This window comes from Megasphaera cerevisiae DSM 20462, assembly GCF_001045675.1.
GTDB lineage: Bacteria > Bacillota > Negativicutes > Veillonellales > Megasphaeraceae > Megasphaera > Megasphaera cerevisiae.
In genome coordinates this window covers 1-14651 of the sequence record NZ_LEKT01000068.1, presented here as the reverse complement: position 1 = coordinate 14651, position 14651 = coordinate 1, and the positions used below count along the sequence as shown (strand labels likewise).

General features: G+C 41.3%; 18 protein-coding genes, 1 pseudogene and 1 other annotated feature. Of the genes and pseudogenes, 15 read left to right on the top strand and 4 right to left on the bottom strand.

The window, feature by feature from the left end:
• Positions 1–743: 743 nt before the first annotated feature.
• Positions 744–911 (bottom strand): transposase, encoded by a 168-nt coding sequence (locus AB840_RS18355; protein ID WP_200810004.1) that lies wholly within the window; start codon positions 909–911, stop codon positions 744–746.
• Here AB840_RS18355 and AB840_RS17900 point away from each other — a divergent pair.
• Positions 898–1512, top strand: a pseudogene (locus AB840_RS17900) (IS3 family transposase); the annotation flags it as partial. The gene AB840_RS18355 and the pseudogene AB840_RS17900 overlap by 14 nt on opposite strands.
• 615 nt (positions 1513–2127) lie before the next feature.
• Here the strand turns inward: AB840_RS17900 and AB840_RS13920 are convergent.
• On the bottom strand, positions 2128–2946 hold the full coding sequence (locus AB840_RS13920; protein WP_048515448.1) for an aldo/keto reductase: 819 nt from the start codon (positions 2944–2946) through the stop codon (positions 2128–2130).
• A 374-nt stretch (positions 2947–3320) separates the two neighbouring features.
• Between AB840_RS13920 and AB840_RS13915 the strand changes: the two genes are divergently transcribed.
• The 13 genes from AB840_RS13915 to AB840_RS13870 all read left to right on the top strand — a co-directional run bounded on the left by AB840_RS13915 (position 3321) and on the right by AB840_RS13870 (position 11001).
• Complete coding sequence (locus AB840_RS13915; RefSeq protein ID WP_048515447.1) at positions 3321–3917, top strand: hypothetical protein; 597 nt, start codon at positions 3321–3323, stop codon at positions 3915–3917.
• Between the two features lie 118 nt (positions 3918–4035).
• The gene (locus AB840_RS13910) at positions 4036–4710 is read left to right on the top strand and encodes a TVP38/TMEM64 family protein (RefSeq protein WP_053078202.1); all 675 of its coding nucleotides are present in this window, start codon (positions 4036–4038) and stop codon (positions 4708–4710) included.
• A 44-nt stretch (positions 4711–4754) separates the two neighbouring features.
• On the top strand, positions 4755–5999 hold the full coding sequence (locus AB840_RS13905; RefSeq protein ID WP_048515452.1) for a deoxyguanosinetriphosphate triphosphohydrolase family protein: 1245 nt from the start codon (positions 4755–4757) through the stop codon (positions 5997–5999).
• Positions 6000–6095: 96 nt separating this feature from the next.
• Positions 6096–6326 (top strand): DUF1653 domain-containing protein, encoded by a 231-nt coding sequence (locus AB840_RS13900; protein ID WP_048515446.1) that lies wholly within the window; start codon positions 6096–6098, stop codon positions 6324–6326.
• 109 nt (positions 6327–6435) lie between these two features.
• Positions 6436–6550: a sequence feature (ribosomal protein L20 leader region), on the top strand.
• Between the two features lie 11 nt (positions 6551–6561).
• Complete coding sequence (infC, locus tag AB840_RS13895; RefSeq protein WP_072061860.1) at positions 6562–7077, top strand: translation initiation factor IF-3; 516 nt, start codon at positions 6562–6564, stop codon at positions 7075–7077.
• A 17-nt stretch (positions 7078–7094) separates the two neighbouring features.
• Entirely contained in the window at positions 7095–7292 is a 198-nt protein-coding gene (gene rpmI / locus AB840_RS13890) for a 50S ribosomal protein L35 (RefSeq protein ID WP_048515444.1), read from the top strand.
• A gap of 41 nt (positions 7293–7333) precedes the next feature.
• Positions 7334–7684, top strand: coding sequence for a 50S ribosomal protein L20 (gene rplT / locus AB840_RS13885; RefSeq protein WP_048515443.1), 351 nt, complete (start codon positions 7334–7336; stop codon positions 7682–7684).
• Positions 7685–7876: 192 nt separating this feature from the next.
• Positions 7877–8377 (top strand): IS200/IS605 family transposase, encoded by a 501-nt coding sequence (tnpA, locus tag AB840_RS13880; RefSeq protein ID WP_048515442.1) that lies wholly within the window; start codon positions 7877–7879, stop codon positions 8375–8377.
• Between the two features lie 360 nt (positions 8378–8737).
• The gene (locus tag AB840_RS15870) at positions 8738–9031 is read left to right on the top strand and encodes a zinc-binding metallopeptidase family protein (RefSeq protein ID WP_053078201.1); all 294 of its coding nucleotides are present in this window, start codon (positions 8738–8740) and stop codon (positions 9029–9031) included.
• Positions 9028–9282: a zinc-binding metallopeptidase family protein gene (locus AB840_RS15865; protein ID WP_053078200.1), complete on the top strand. Its 255-nt coding sequence runs from the start codon at positions 9028–9030 to the stop codon at positions 9280–9282. Before AB840_RS15870 ends, AB840_RS15865 begins: the two co-directional genes overlap by 4 nt.
• Positions 9283–9297: 15 nt before the next feature.
• The gene (locus tag AB840_RS17260) at positions 9298–9471 is read left to right on the top strand and encodes a M20 family metallopeptidase (protein WP_143745119.1); all 174 of its coding nucleotides are present in this window, start codon (positions 9298–9300) and stop codon (positions 9469–9471) included.
• Between the two features lie 2 nt (positions 9472–9473).
• A complete protein-coding gene (locus AB840_RS18350) occupies positions 9474–9647 on the top strand; it encodes a type I-E CRISPR-associated protein Cas6/Cse3/CasE (RefSeq protein ID WP_159445845.1) in 174 nt (57 codons plus the stop codon).
• A gap of 298 nt (positions 9648–9945) precedes the next feature.
• Complete coding sequence (locus AB840_RS13870; RefSeq protein ID WP_234984952.1) at positions 9946–11001, top strand: S66 peptidase family protein; 1056 nt, start codon at positions 9946–9948, stop codon at positions 10999–11001.
• Between the two features lie 506 nt (positions 11002–11507).
• Here AB840_RS13870 and AB840_RS13865 read toward each other — a convergent pair.
• The gene (locus AB840_RS13865; protein ID WP_048515441.1) at positions 11508–12095 is read right to left on the bottom strand and encodes a phosphatase PAP2 family protein; all 588 of its coding nucleotides are present in this window, start codon (positions 12093–12095) and stop codon (positions 11508–11510) included.
• Positions 12096–12517: 422 nt separating this feature from the next.
• Here AB840_RS13865 and AB840_RS13860 point away from each other — a divergent pair, with 422 nt between their 5' ends.
• Positions 12518–14158, top strand: a complete 1641-nt coding sequence (locus AB840_RS13860; RefSeq protein WP_048515440.1) for a plasmid pRiA4b ORF-3 family protein — start codon at positions 12518–12520, stop codon at positions 14156–14158.
• Positions 14159–14449: 291 nt separating this feature from the next.
• Here AB840_RS13860 and AB840_RS16215 read toward each other — a convergent pair.
• A partial coding sequence (locus AB840_RS16215) for a transposase (protein WP_201775884.1) occupies positions 14450–14651 on the bottom strand: 202 nt, incomplete at its 5' end.

The window sequence follows — 14651 nt, the reverse complement described above, 5'->3', positions numbered from 1 at the left end:
CTTTTCTACCAGGTCCCACGGAATGAATGCTGCTTTCTTGATCCAACGGTTGTTCGGATCCATTTGTAATCCCAAGGGCTGATTAAAATCTTCGAAGGAAAGTTGTTTAGAAGGAGTTTTATACATGTTATATCACCTGTGTGCAAGGATTTTGAGCTGTTTTCCACCATACTCATGCACGTATTATACTACGAAACACTGATGAATACTGCAGTTATGCACACTATTGGTTTGTGCAGTTTACATTAAATAATGTCTACTGCGGGAGGTAAAAGGGCCTATGATTAAAAGTCTGTAAATAAGGTCTTCTATGATAACTAATAATGAGTTAATAGACAGTCATTTCGCTAGCGCTATTATGCCAGTAATCTGTCAGGGTACATGATGGCTAATTCGCCTCTTACCTTTCCCCAAATTCCGAAGCGGCGTAGTCTATTTCTTGGCAGCCTCGAAAGTGGCCAGATATAAAGCCTTGAGAAGAGCCTGCGAGCTTGAGAAACCACTCCGCTGACGGTTTACGGAGGTAAGAAGAATGTAAACTCTTCATAGCGTTCGTAGTATAAAAAGCGGTACGGACGTCTATTGAAAATTTAAAGATCGGTGTGATGACATCTCATGGAGCATGCCACCGTTTCATGGCTGCCGGATACGGGGACGTCCATTTCTTGTCTACTTCCTCCAGCCATCTAACGGATGAGGATATCCTGGACACCACGGTTCTTGAGCTCATTCAACACTCCCCGTCAGTATTTGTTGCTCTCATTTTCACCAACTTCAAGAAGGAGTACTTCTTTGTAACGATCCTCATGGATGCCGAGCACGACATAGGCGGCCAACTTGCTGACAATATTGTCATGACGTACCGAAAAGTGAATGGCGTCAATAAAGATAATGGGATCGCGTCGCCGCATAGGAAGAATCATGAACAAGCTCGGGCTTGTCTCTAAATATACGGTTGCACAATGTAAACCACACAAGCAAAAACGTAACGAAGATCCTGTTAAAAATGAATTAAACCGGGAATTTGATGGACAAGCTCCGTATGCCGTTGTTGTCAGCGATTTGACCTATGTCCGGGTAAACTACAAATGGAATTACGTATGCGTCCTTGTTGATTTATTCAATCGTGAAATTATCGGCTATAGTGCTGGTATCCATAAAGATGCACGATTGGTATAGGATGCCTTCGCAACCGTGAAGACAGATTTGCGGAATATCCAGATATTTCATTCAGATAGGGGCAGCGAGTTCAAAAATGAACTGCTTGATGAAGTAATATTTACATTTCAGATGAAGCGCTCTGTTAGCATGAAAGGCTGCCCCTATAACAATGCTGTGGCCGAAGCAACGTTTAAACTATTCAAAACTGAATTTGTTTATGGCCGAAATTTTGATAGTCTGATCCAGTTACGACATGAATTGACTCGCTATGTAAATGGGTTCAATACGGGTAGAACTCATGGATCACTTAATTACCTGACGCCAGCAGCGTTTCGACAATCGGCCTTATGAAAATTATCAGACTAAGTGTTGATAATCCAATCTGGATGTTTTTGATTTTTCCTTAATAGCAGAAGAAATGCAAAGATTGAAACGCTTTGATTCTGATGACAGCGCGTTCTTTTCGCATTACGATCCGGATATGGTTGAAAGCTTCTACCGATTATCTGAAGTGCGAAATTTACGGATATAAGGGAGAAAATCGTATAAACAAACGGGAAATGATTTCTATGTTTCCCGGTCAGGGGCCTGTCAGCTCGCGGCAATATCAATACGCAAGCAGATAGTCAGGCCGAGACGATAGAAAAGAAACAGACTACAGTGGTTGCTGTTGTCAAATTCTCTGCCTATTACTTGACAAGGAGGAAGTTAGAATATAAAACTATATTTTTGATTTTCGTTTTCTTAAAAATCAGATAGGGAAGGGATACTGATTTTAGACTATGCCGCCGGGTGTTTTCGAATTAAAAGTGGTACAAAATCTTTTTTTCTTCTTGCGTCATATTCATAAAAATAAGACTTCGAGGTCAGGTAATTTGACTCGAAGTCTTAAAAATATTTAATGAATCTCATGTGGGGATATTTTATATAATATGAATTGTTTTTCCTGACAGCAAGGAACTGCTCTTAAAAGTCAAAATGATCCGGATCAGATCCGACGCGCTGATTTCTATTCAAGGCATTGATGGATTGCATGTCCTCAGGGGTCAATTGAAAGTCAAAGACGTTGAAGTTGGAAATGATCCGTTCCCGATGCACGGATTTTGGCAATACAATAACGCCGCGCTGCATGTGCCAGCGAATGATGATCTGCGCAGGCGTACGTTGGTATTTTTCAGCCAGGGCGACGATTACCGGATCAACCAGCGGCATTGCTGCTTTTCCGCCCAGAGGACTCCATACTTCGATTGGAATACCTGCCGTCTGGCAATCTTCGATAAGTTTTTGATTGGAGAAGTACGGATGTGATTCAATTTGATTTACTGCTGGCTTTATGGTTTGGACTTTAGCCAGTTCTTCTAAATGATGCGTGTGAAAATTACTTACGCCGATTGCTCTTATTTTACCCTGTTGGTATAACTCTTCCATGACTTGCCATGCGTCCGCAAACCCAGCGGCCGGCCAATGAATCAGATATAAATTGATATAGTTTGTGTGAAGGGCTGTCAGACTTTTTTCAAAAGCGGCTTTGACGTGCTTTTGCCGGATATCTTCCGTCCAAAGTTTTGTTGTGATAAAAATTTCTTCGCGGGGAATACGACTGTCAGCAATAGCTCTTCCGACACCCGCTTCATTGCCGTAAATTTTTGCCGTATCAATATGTCGGTAGCCAGTCTCTAACGCCCATGTTACTGCGGTTTGGGCTTCGCTGTCCGTCGCGCGAAAAACGCCGAGACCCACCTGGGGAATTTTGATTTCGTTGTTCAATGTAATTGTTGTTTGCATGATATATATCCTCCTTTGATTTGACAATGCTTGCTCATCTTATTGTAACATATTCTATCATAACTTGAATCGCAACTTGAATAGAAAACAGAAAATATAGGAAGAAATCATTTTCTTGACTTTGCAGAATAGAAGCCTATACGTGGTATGACCTGAAAAGTGAAAAAATATCTGTCGTAATGGATAGTGTCTTGATGAGAATTTTGATACACTAACAATAGATAAGGTCATTTTAGTAAAAGAGATAGTATGAGGGAATCTATTGGACGACATGAAGAAATATAGAACGGCAGATGCGCATCTTTTCTCGACACGGCGCGTCAGTGGGAATATAATAGTTATGTAGATGAATCAATCAGGAGGAGTGTACGCATATGGGATTTTTAGACTCATTTTACAGTAAGGATTTGAATCAGACACGCAGTGAGAAAATGTATAATGATGCATTGCAACTGTTTAATTCACCAGAACTGCAGAACGCCCGTCTGCCCCGGGATTTGGCGGATAAAGTCATAAATGGCGAGGATTGCGACGTTATTACCGGGGCTGCGGGGGCATTTGGACATGATATGACCAATCCGATTCCCGTAAACGGACCGCTGGGAGAAGTAACCTATTTATCGCGACTGCGCCTTCGGGCGACAGGCTCTATGGTGTTTTTTCATAAGATCAATACAGTCGGTGCTATTGATATATTTGAGTTGGTAAATGTCAGCGGGAAATTTGTAGACTATTTGTATTTGGATATGTTTCACCCGCGATGCTCCCGGCTGTACCCGGCTCAGTATACTTTGGAACGGGAAGCCGTTTTTCCGAGAGGAGTTACTGCGAAAGTGGAAGAATTTCCCAAAGGGCTGTATAAGCTGATCAAAAAGGAATCAGAACAACATTTGGGGGTAGATGTCGCTGAAAAGGAAAGTAAGCGGATTGACGTAGAACAAGCTTGGCAGTCTATACGGGCTGCTAAATGAAGCAATCTTGCAAGGGCGTGCGGCTTTTACCCGTACTCCAAATATATTAGTATCAAAATAGAAAAATAGTATATGGAACATGTAGCTGGAACGTGCTGAGTAAAGAAGTGTTGATATCATGAAGCATTCTACATGGGAAAAATGGTTTCAATGGGCTATTGCAGCCGGGATTGCAGGTATACTGGGGATGATACATATCTTCATCCCTGATTTTTATAGTACCGTGCTGCGGCTGACCTTAGATGGTAATATAGACGGGCTGACGACGTATGTATCCTCTTTTGGATACGGCGCTGTTGCTATCAGTGTATTTATGATTGTTCTCACGAACATGACTGGGTTGCCTTCCATTCCCTTTTTGACTGTCAACGGCGTAATTTTTGGGTTAGGTCCGGGAATTCTTATTTCCTGGTTCGGAGAAGTCATTGGTATTGAAATTGGCTTTGTAATCATGCGGACCTTTTTGCGGAATAAGGCGCAAAAACTTATCGAGCGGAACCATTTATTGGGAAAACTCGATACCTATAGTACGGTAAAAAATATGATGATCAGCAGGGCCGTGCCCTATTCTCCCAATGTGGTGTTCACCGCCCTGGCGGCTATGAGCCGCATCAGCTTTCGCAAACATACGATGGCCACGCTGATTGGCAAGGTGCCGGCTGTCGTCGTGGAGGTGTGGCTGGGACACGATTTACTTAAATGGAGTAAGCATGGAACCCGGTTTTTGATTTGGGTAGGCATTGTTGTGACGATGTATTGCTGTTACCACCAATATAGAAAGCATAAAAAATGATGACGTTGGATATGCATCGGTCTTTTTTTGAAAAGGAGAGCGCTATGGAGAATTCATTTGCCTCTGTCCGAATGGATGAACATAATCCTCGATGGGCACTGGCTGTTGCCAGAAACGGTGATCTGTACCGGCGGAACGGTGATTTTCGTACCGAATTCGGACGCGATTACACCCGCATTATTCATTCCACTGCCTACAGTCGGCTGAAGCACAAGACGCAGGTATTTTTTACGACGAAAAATGATCATATTTGTACACGTATCGAGCATGTCAATCATGTCGATTCCGTGAGCAGCACTATTGGCCGGTATCTGGGTCTGAATACGGAGCTCATTAGTGCTATTGCCAATGGGCATGATTTGGGGCATTCACCCTTTGGTCATTTAGGCGAGCGAGTGCTGCGGGAAATCAGTCAGGCAGAGCTGGAGGAAATGTTTTGGCATGAACGTCAGGGACTGCGTGTGGTCGATGATATAGAAACCCTGCTAGATCCGGCGGGACGGACAAAAAATCTGATGCTGACTTATGCGGTTCGTGACGGGATTATTAGTCACTGCGGGGAAGTACGCCAAACAGTACTGCGCCCTCGGGAGGACAATATTCCGCTGGAGGAAATCGTCAGACCTAACCAATATGCGCCGTATACATGGGAAGGCTGCGTCGTCAAAATTGCCGATAAAATTGCCTATTTGGGACGGGATATTGAAGATGCCGTCCGGCTGCATATCCTGACAGAAGACGGCGAACCGCTGAAAGAACTGAAAAAAATGCTGAACGGGCAGATATATGCTCATCTCCAATCTATTACAAATACGGCTATCATGTACCCTTTGATTACGGATATTTGCCGGGAAAGTACGCCGGAAAAAGGGCTGGTATTATCCCAATCACACTTGGATCTGATGAATGTGATTATGAAGTTTAATTATGAGTATATTTATCACAGCAAACGGTTGGGCGTATATCATGCCTATGCCAAACTGATTTTAGAATCGATATACAATATATTAAAAGAATGTTATGCTGGTGACAAAACACTGGAAGAACTGGAAAGGCTCCAAAATGACTATCCGACACTCGGCAAGCATTTTCTGGAACGGATGAAAAAATTTTCCGATATAGGGCGTGCCATCGCTGAGCACGATAAGTTTGGCAATGATTTTGGCAATAAAATTATTTATCATATTGCTGGTAGTGAGCGGGACTATCGATTGGCTTGCATTGATTATATTGCCGGCATGACCGATATCTATGCCGAAAAAATTTTTGATGAACTTACGACATTTTAAATAAAATATATGGTATAATAGCACACAGGTTCCATAGTATATAGCCGATCAGACCGCAGTGCCGCGGGGTATATATGAAATTGAGGAGGATGTATGATGAGAGAATTACCGAAAGAAAATGAAATTTGGCGCCATTTTAAAAATAATACGTATCAGATTGTTACCATAGCAGAGCATACGGAAACAGGCGAAAAATTTGTTATTTACAAGGCTTTGTACGATACGATGAAAACATATGCACGGCCGCTGAAGGATTTTATGAGTGAAGTGGACAAGGAAAAATACCCCAAGGCAGAACAAGACTATCGCTTTGTCAAAATAAAATAGCAGAGAACTATTGCCGAGTTTAACAGTGCGTAAATGCCATTTAATTTTATGGTTTTGATCAGAAAATTCTTGACAATGCCTCGATTGCTTGTTACAATATTAATTGTTAAAAATAAAGCAGAAGCTATCCGCTTCTCACCTTACACGGCTTTTAGTGTTACTAAGGTTATATTACGGAAACGTACATGCGGATAGCCTTGTGCTATCCGTTCTTTTTTTGTGGAGGTGAAGGACCATTAGTAAGGAATTACGTATCAACGATCAAATCAGAGCCCGTGAAGTACGCGTGGTCAGTGATGTTAACGAACAGCTTGGTGTTATGTCTCTTCGTTCTGCCAGGCAGATTGCGGAAGAACGTCATATGGACCTGGTTGAGGTAGCGCCCAATGGCAAACCACCGGTATGCCGGATCATGAATTATGGCAAGTTCCGTTATGAACAGCAAAAACGCGATAAAGAAGCCAAGAAGAAGCAAAAGGTATTGATTCTGAAGGAAGTAAAGTTGCGTCCGAATATTGAAGATCATGATTTCTATGTCAAGATGAAAGCTGCACAGCGCTTCTTGGGAGAAGGCAGTAAAGTGAAGGTTACCATTATGTTCCGTGGTCGGGAAATGAGTCATCCGGAATTGGGCCGGGACTTGCTGATACGGTTTGCTGATGAACTTAAAGAAACTGCCCATGTAGAAAAAGAACCTAAAATTGAAGGCAGAAATATGACGATGGTCATTGCTGCCAGCAAAGCGAAGTAAGAGGAGGATATTTTATTATGCCGAAATTAAAAACCCGCCGTGCTGCGGAAAAACGTTTCAAAACCACTGGTACTGGTAAAATTAAGCGTATGAAACCATATAAGAGCCATATTCTGGAAAGCAAATCTCCTAAGCGGAAACGTAATCTGAGAAAAGCAACATTTGTTTCCAAGACGATGACAGAAGCAGTTCGTAAAATGTGCCCGTTTATTTAATAGTACACACACGTATGATTTAGATTTGGAGGAATTGAATAATGGCTAGAATTAAAGTTGGCGTTACAGCACACGCTCGTCATAAAAAAATCTTAAAAATGGCAAAGGGGTATCGTGGTACCCGCAGCCGTCTTTTCAAAAAGGCTAACGAAAGCGTAATGAAAGCGCTGTTTTACGCTCGTCGTGACCGTCGCGCAAAGAAACGCGAATTCCGTAAATTGTGGATTGCCCGTATCAATGCGGCAACTCGTGCACAAGGCCTCAGCTACAGTCGTTTTATCTGTGGTCTTACAAAAGCAGGCGTTATCGTCAATCGTAAAATGCTGGCGGATCTCGCTATCAATGATGCAGCTGCATTTACAAAGCTTGTTGAAGTAGCTAAAGCCAAATAAATAGTAATAAATCTACCGGAGACATTGTCTCCGGTTTTTTTGTATTATAGTTAGAAAACCCTTGGTTAGACCAGGGGTTCCAAAAAGCTTTAGCGATGAGTCTTTCAAGGTTTAAAACAAAACACCTTTGATGGTAAGATAAGAATGCGGTCCGTCAACTGCAAACCTATCCACATCAAAGGAGGTCATTCGATGAATGACACACACAGTCTATCACACAGTAAGTGGAATTGTAAATATCATGTAGTATTTGCACCGAAGTATCGGCGGCAAGTATTTTATGGGCAAAAACGATATGAAATAGGGCAAATACTACGTGAATTATGCCAATGGAAAGGTGTGACATTACTAGAAGAAGCATGTCCGGAGCATGTGCATCTGTTATTGGAGATTTCCCCTAAGATGAGTGTATCGGGTTTCATGGGCTTTCTCAAAGGGAAGAGTGGCCTGATGATCTATGAAAAATGGGGAAATATGAAATATAAGTACCGAAATCGGCAATTTTGGTGTGGGGGATACTACGTAGATACCGTAAGAAAAAACGAGAAGAAGATAACCACCTATATTCGAGAACAACTTAAAGAAGATGAAATGTCCGAACAGCTTACATTAGATTTTGAAGACCCGTTTACGGGTACCGGAAGTGATATGCAAGTGACGGACCGAACATGCGCTGTAAAGCGCCGCTGGTAGACTAGGCCTTATAGGTCGCATAAGAAAAACCACCAGCTAAGCTGGTGGATCATTATTTGTGTTTATTTTGAAAAAAATAGAGAGTTTATATTTTTGTATAAAATGTTTGCATTAGATAAACCATTATAAAAAGTGATCATATCACCTATATCTGGTCATGAATGCATCAAAGACCAAATATAAAATAATTAAATGATAAAAATGCATTGCATATATTCGATTAAACTATTTATATGCAAATCGTTATTTGCTATAATTATTTTAAATTCAATATAAAATAGAACGATATTCTACTAAATAGAACAAAATATAGAGAAGAGGTAGAAACAAAATTTATCAGGGGAGAGGAGCAGGGACGGAATGGATCAATATAAGCTGAAAAATAAAAAAAGAATAGAGGAATGTGTTGACATTCTACGTCCTCAGATTGAATACGTGGCATCTTGGCTATATGATCATCCGGAAACTGCTTTGCAGGAATATAAGGGAGCTGAAATGTTTACGGATATTATGGAAGGGCAGGGTTTTATAGTTACCCGGAAATTAGAAGGCATGGATACGGCGTGGAAAGCGGTTAGAACAAATGGGACAAAAGGTCCTAAAATTGCATTCTTAGCGGAATTCGATGCTTTAGCAGGCTGCGGACACATATGATTGCTGCCATGTCTGTCGGTGCTGGGTGTGCCTTGGCAACTATATTAGGTCAGTATGAAGGTGAAGTGACGGTCATCGGTACTCCAGCGGAAGAGACCGGAGATGGAAAGGTATACTTAACGGAGAAGAGTGTATTTGACGAATTTGATGCGTCTATTATGCTGCATGTTATACATCCCAAGTTGATTGGTATTGGCAGAAAAGATTTTATATTTACAGGGAAGGCCTCTCATGCTGGGGATTCACCATGAAAGGGAATTAATGCCTTGGATGCGATTATTTTGTTTTTTAATAATATCAATGCACTGCGGCAGCAGCTTCAGGAGGGGATCCGTGTTCATGGTATTATCATAGAAGCCGGCAAAGCGCTTAACGTGATTCCTGATGCCGGTCGTGTGCGATTGGAATGGCGTTCGGCAGATCCGCTGTACTTTAATTGATCGTGGGCTATCATGGTAGTAGTCATGGTGGTAAAATGAATGTGCGAGCACTTCATTTTCAGGATGTTTTGAGAGTTAAAGGAAAAGAGCTGTTTTACTGGGCATGGCAAAATGGCATTGGGACAGGTAAATCTTATGGACAAAGGTTGCTGATGCTTAATGCTTTGCGAGGATAAGGTATGAATTGATACATAACGCACTTTTTTTGAGGGAAATTTGGCTATAAGGGAGTTTTTTTTAGTGTATGTCCTTTTACAATGCGTGGGGATGAATCGTCATGCTTCATGTATAAATTTTAATTGAAGTGTGATAGGTGCAATGGCTAAAGTAGTCGTTGATTACGATATACTACGATTCATGAAAAAGAGGTCTTATCATCATAGATACTGGGGACGAATGAAAAATATTCCATTGTATATAGTAGTGACTTACAAAAGGGAATTCTGTGGATTTGAAAAGAGGTATAGTATATTGATGGAGAGAATAGCAGGGATGAGCAGGCGAAAAGAGCGTATATGTGGTTTGCTTTTCAGTGTATTGTTGTGGCTTATACCTGTTTTAAGTTCACCTATGGCGGCAGCGTCAGTGCCCTACGTCAAAGGCCCGGCGCTGCGCAGCGGTGATTACATTGGTATCGCCGCACCGGCTGGATCTGCCGACGGCATCGATATCACTCAGGCGACAGCACTGCTTCAGGCTGCAGGGTATCAAATAAAATTTCCGGCAGAGAATCATAAGCCCTACGGCTATTTTGCCGGAACAGATGAAGAACGGGCCCGTGAACTGAATGCGCTCTTTGCCGATCCGCAGGTCCGGGCGATATTGTGTCTTAACGGTGGCTATGGGTCTGCCCGTATTCTTGATACATTAGATTATGACCTGATCAGATCACATCCGAAAATGGTAATTGGTTTCAGTGACATTACGGCTCTGCATACTGCGCTGGGAGAAAAAAGTCATATGGTGACAGTTTATGGTCCTATGGTGATTACGCTTAGGCCAGGATCTTATTCTGACTATACATGGCGGCAATTTACTCAAGGTATTTCTTCTGCCGACTCCATCGGGGTCGTTGTCCTTCCTAAAGGGAAACAACTAACGTCACTTATTCCCGGTAAAGCGTCCGGACGTCTGGTCGGCGGCAATTTATCTATGCTGGCAGCTGCGGCCGGCACACCGTATGAATTGCGGGGAGACGGTGGTATACTTGTGCTGGAAGATGTCAATGAACCGTCCTATCGGATTGACCGAATGCTATGGCAGCTCTGGCAAAATGGTCTGCTCAAACGAGTTAATGGTATTGTCTACGGTGAATTTTTAAATTGCACAAACGATTCAGGTGACTTTACAGTCGATGAAGTACTAGTGTACTATGCAAAACTTTCAGGAAAACCTGTCATCAAAGGACTGCCTGTAGGACATGGCGTGGATAATATGTTTCTCCCTCTTGGCGTTCATGCTGTTATGAAGGGCAATGCTGATGGGACGGCTGTACTGCATATTGATGAGCCGCATGCTGTACAGTCGTAAGAGTTTTTGCGGTTAGATATATTTCGGACAGAGTCCTTTCTTTAAATAGTATCAGGCCTGTATCTGGAAAACATGTATTTTATTTTTCTGACAACGGCATGTTTGTATTGAAAATTCTTTTGCAGTTTTTTATACTTTTTGACAAAGAAGATTGGAAATGAAGTGCCCCCCTAACGTTAGACTTGGAATCTAATTTATAGGGGGGGGGGGGCAGTACAGAAACCGGTCTTTTTTTTTGTGCGGAGAATACATGATGCATTATTTTGACAGGCGTTTTGTTGCTTGGGTTACGACATTGACCGTAGGGCGGGCCATATTGAACATCGCATCAACAAAAGAAATAAATAAAGCAAGCATTAGAATAAAAATGATGCTTTGTTTTTTTGATATTTTTTTTCGCATGAAAGGATTCCTTATACTATGTTTCACGAGTGATTATCCGCTAATATATGTTTTTTATCGTAAAAAAGAAGTATAGCTCGTAGCCGCTTAATCGTAGGATACTGTTAGCTGATTTTCTGATGATTATGGGCAGGAGCTTTTGGATCGACGGCCAGTTTTTTTTGTACCGCGGCAACGCAGGTATAACTTATTGTTCCAATGATACTGCCTAATAATGCTCCGGTCAGTACATCACTGGGGTAATGTACAAAAAGATATAATCGGGAAAAAGCTACTGCGGCTGCTAATACGATGGCAAAGATGCCGATGTATCTGTTTTTACACCATAATACACTGGCTGAAGCAAAAGAAGCAAAAGAATGGCCAGATGTAAAGGAATAGTCGGCAGGTGACGGTGTGGGAATTGCCATAGGGACCCAAGGATATTCTATGCAAGGGCGCAGACGCATTATCAGGTGTTTTATGATACCATCGCCGAGTATAGTGGCAAGGATAAGTGCAGCTAAAATCGAAATTCCTGTATTTCGATAAGTTTTATGGATGCATAATCCCAAACCGAGTAACACCCAAATGCCACCCCGCCAGACCAGATTGGAAATCGCAATCATTATAGGGGTCCAGGTAGGGTGCACGAAGACATGCTGTATCCAAAATAATATGGCAGGATCCCAGGGATTGTTAAAAAAACTCATTTATATATCCTCCTTGATAACTGTTGATGTCCAGTAAACTGAAATCAGTTTTCTAACTATAAGAAAAAAAGTTAAATGTATTTTAAACAGAAGGGCACCATTCTATAAATTTCCTCATAAAAAATGCAGAATGCATTGCGTGGCCGCTCTGACGACATGGAATTATTCTTTTTGAATACGATAGTTTCAGGAATACACGATCATATAAATGGTTTTATGGCCGGTATCTATTGATATTGGGAAAAACAGCGGAATTGCCTGCGCGATCAGCACCATGCTGATAAATTACCAAGGAAAAAAATCGGGATATATGATATTTTTTAAATTGGAGTATTATGATATAATAAAGTAAACTATAATGTTATTTAAAATAATCGATTAAAATAAATAGTGTGTTCGGATACAGAAATAAGAGGATAGTTATGAATGCGTTTCAGATAAAAATTGTTCTTGAAAATACCCATCCCCCCATTTGGCGTCGTGTTATAATTCCAGAGGGACTTACGTTTTCACAACTTAGTGTTGTTTTAAATATAGTAATGGGCTGGGATGGCAGTCATTTATGTGATTTTTCATTTTTTAAACCGCGAAGTATAATCGCAGAGTCGGGTATTGATGATAAAGGAAAAGTTGCGGCAACAGAATCTACGTATATTAATTCGTATATGTACCCTCCGGTGTGGTTTCGATATACGTATGATTTTGGTGATGAATGGGTACATCGGGTAACGGTAGAGGCTGTTGTTGAAAATTATAGATACGGCTATCCCAAGGTGATCAAAATAAAAGGCACTTGCCCGCCGGAAAATTGTGGCGGAGTTTACCAATTTCAAGAATTACGTGTGCATAAAGGGATGGATAGTGAAGCTCTCTGCGATGGAGAAAAAGTGAATGAAATCTTGAAACAGAGATGTTATATCGTATTAGGAAAAAAAGAAAAAAGAAACGCGGCTGAAATATATCAGGATTTTGAACACAAGAAATATGGGTTATTTGCAGAAATGAAGCCTGTAGAAGAAGTGCCTATGTTCGATGAGCGGATGGCAGATCCTGAATTTGTAGAAAGACTTATGCAGAAAATGAAAAAACTAACAGATGGCGCAGAACGGACAATCAGTATTCCATATACACTGGAGCAGTATTTAAATGTTCTTACTAAAAATGAGTTACAGATTCTAGCAGGGACCAAGAACATTACATTCCGATTATCTGATATAAAAAAAATATTAAAGGAAAACATCAAAGCAGTTATGGCGGATACTCATACTATCGAGAAATATATTTATTGCATGGATGATGCGGAAGTGGCATCTATCCAGCGAGTAATTGATTCGCAGGGACCATACTTTGAGCAGCCTGATGATGATTTTTCTATATTAGCAATTGGGGAATATATTGATGTTGATTGGCACTATGGTATTTTAATTCCTGATGAGGTCATACAAGTATTTCAGCGTGTAGTGCGTCCGATAAATCAAAGAAAACGCGGGCAGTATGTCTGGCTGCTGAAATGCATAGATACTGCCAATTTGTTATATGCGATTACGCCGCTGGCAATTTTGATGAAATTATATAATCAAAGTAAGCAATTCAAGATAAATGTTATTGAATTAGTCAGGGGAATACATGATCTGCCGCCTGAAGTATGTTCTGTTGTATTGGAGCAGGGAACTATGTACATGACAGAGATTCTGCCATACAAAAAAGAACTTATGGAAACGCAGGCTCATAAAGATTTTTATATTCCTACAACCTCAGAAATATCTCAGGGAGTCTACAATATGATATGGTTTGCGGATCCGGATGATGTTTTTGATGCGGTAGAATTTTTGGTAGATGTTAAAAATTTAGAGTATGATGAAGCGTATCAGCAAATACGGAATATTGTAATACTGATAGCGCAAGGCTATCAGGTAAAAGATATTATGGAGCGGCTTCATGCAAAGCAATTCCGCTTTGACAAACAGCATGCCAGAGAATTTTTGTTCCTCATTATGCGGCTGATGGATACAACAAGATTGCAGGCTCATCGCGGTTTTACAATAAAAGAAATTACAAGGTAAAGCGGTTTAGCTGCTGCAGCGGCAATACGAACAGGGCTGTAGTTCATTCGGCAGTGAATGAACTACAGCCCTGTTCGCTATCAGTATGATTATTTTTGAGAAATTCGATTCAGCTCTTGTTGATACCATATGATTTTTTGGTCCAGTTTGGCTTTATGTTCCTGCAGCTGTTTCAATTGGTGCGCAAGCATTTGACGGTGTGCTATCAACAGAACCATTCTTTGACTGAGCGTAGCATTGCCGGGATAGTGTCAAGCAATGTTCGCAAAAACCATCAACCTCCGAATGGGATTAAGCAGTTTTTGCTAATTGTAGTTGAAGCTCGGTAATAATTTTAGGATTAATGTAAGAACGCCCGCTGGACCAATCTTCGCTGTACTCAATGAGATAGCTTGTGACAAGCCGGACGTATGAATCCATACTGGGGAAAATTCCAACGACTCTAGTCCGGCGCCGGATTTCCCTATTTAATCGTTCCAGTAGATTTGTAGAT

Coding starts and splice junctions, on each gene's coding strand:
- AB840_RS18355 (WP_200810004.1), bottom strand. CDS start 911: ATGCGGCGACGCGATCCCATTATCTTTATTGACGCCATTCACTTTTCG.
- AB840_RS13920 (WP_048515448.1), bottom strand. CDS start 2,946: ATGCAAACAACAATTACATTGAACAACGAAATCAAAATTCCCCAGGTG.
- AB840_RS13915 (WP_048515447.1), top strand. CDS start 3,321: ATGGGATTTTTAGACTCATTTTACAGTAAGGATTTGAATCAGACACGC.
- AB840_RS13910 (WP_053078202.1), top strand. CDS start 4,036: ATGAAGCATTCTACATGGGAAAAATGGTTTCAATGGGCTATTGCAGCC.
- AB840_RS13905 (WP_048515452.1), top strand. CDS start 4,755: ATGGAGAATTCATTTGCCTCTGTCCGAATGGATGAACATAATCCTCGA.
- AB840_RS13900 (WP_048515446.1), top strand. CDS start 6,096: ATGAGAGAATTACCGAAAGAAAATGAAATTTGGCGCCATTTTAAAAAT.
- rpmI (WP_048515444.1), top strand. CDS start 7,095: ATGCCGAAATTAAAAACCCGCCGTGCTGCGGAAAAACGTTTCAAAACC.
- rplT (WP_048515443.1), top strand. CDS start 7,334: ATGGCTAGAATTAAAGTTGGCGTTACAGCACACGCTCGTCATAAAAAA.
- tnpA (WP_048515442.1), top strand. CDS start 7,877: ATGAATGACACACACAGTCTATCACACAGTAAGTGGAATTGTAAATAT.
- AB840_RS15870 (WP_053078201.1), top strand. CDS start 8,738: ATGGATCAATATAAGCTGAAAAATAAAAAAAGAATAGAGGAATGTGTT.
- AB840_RS15865 (WP_053078200.1), top strand. CDS start 9,028: ATGATTGCTGCCATGTCTGTCGGTGCTGGGTGTGCCTTGGCAACTATA.
- AB840_RS13870 (WP_234984952.1), top strand. CDS start 9,946: ATGGAGAGAATAGCAGGGATGAGCAGGCGAAAAGAGCGTATATGTGGT.
- AB840_RS13865 (WP_048515441.1), bottom strand. CDS start 12,095: ATGAGTTTTTTTAACAATCCCTGGGATCCTGCCATATTATTTTGGATA.
- AB840_RS13860 (WP_048515440.1), top strand. CDS start 12,518: ATGAATGCGTTTCAGATAAAAATTGTTCTTGAAAATACCCATCCCCCC.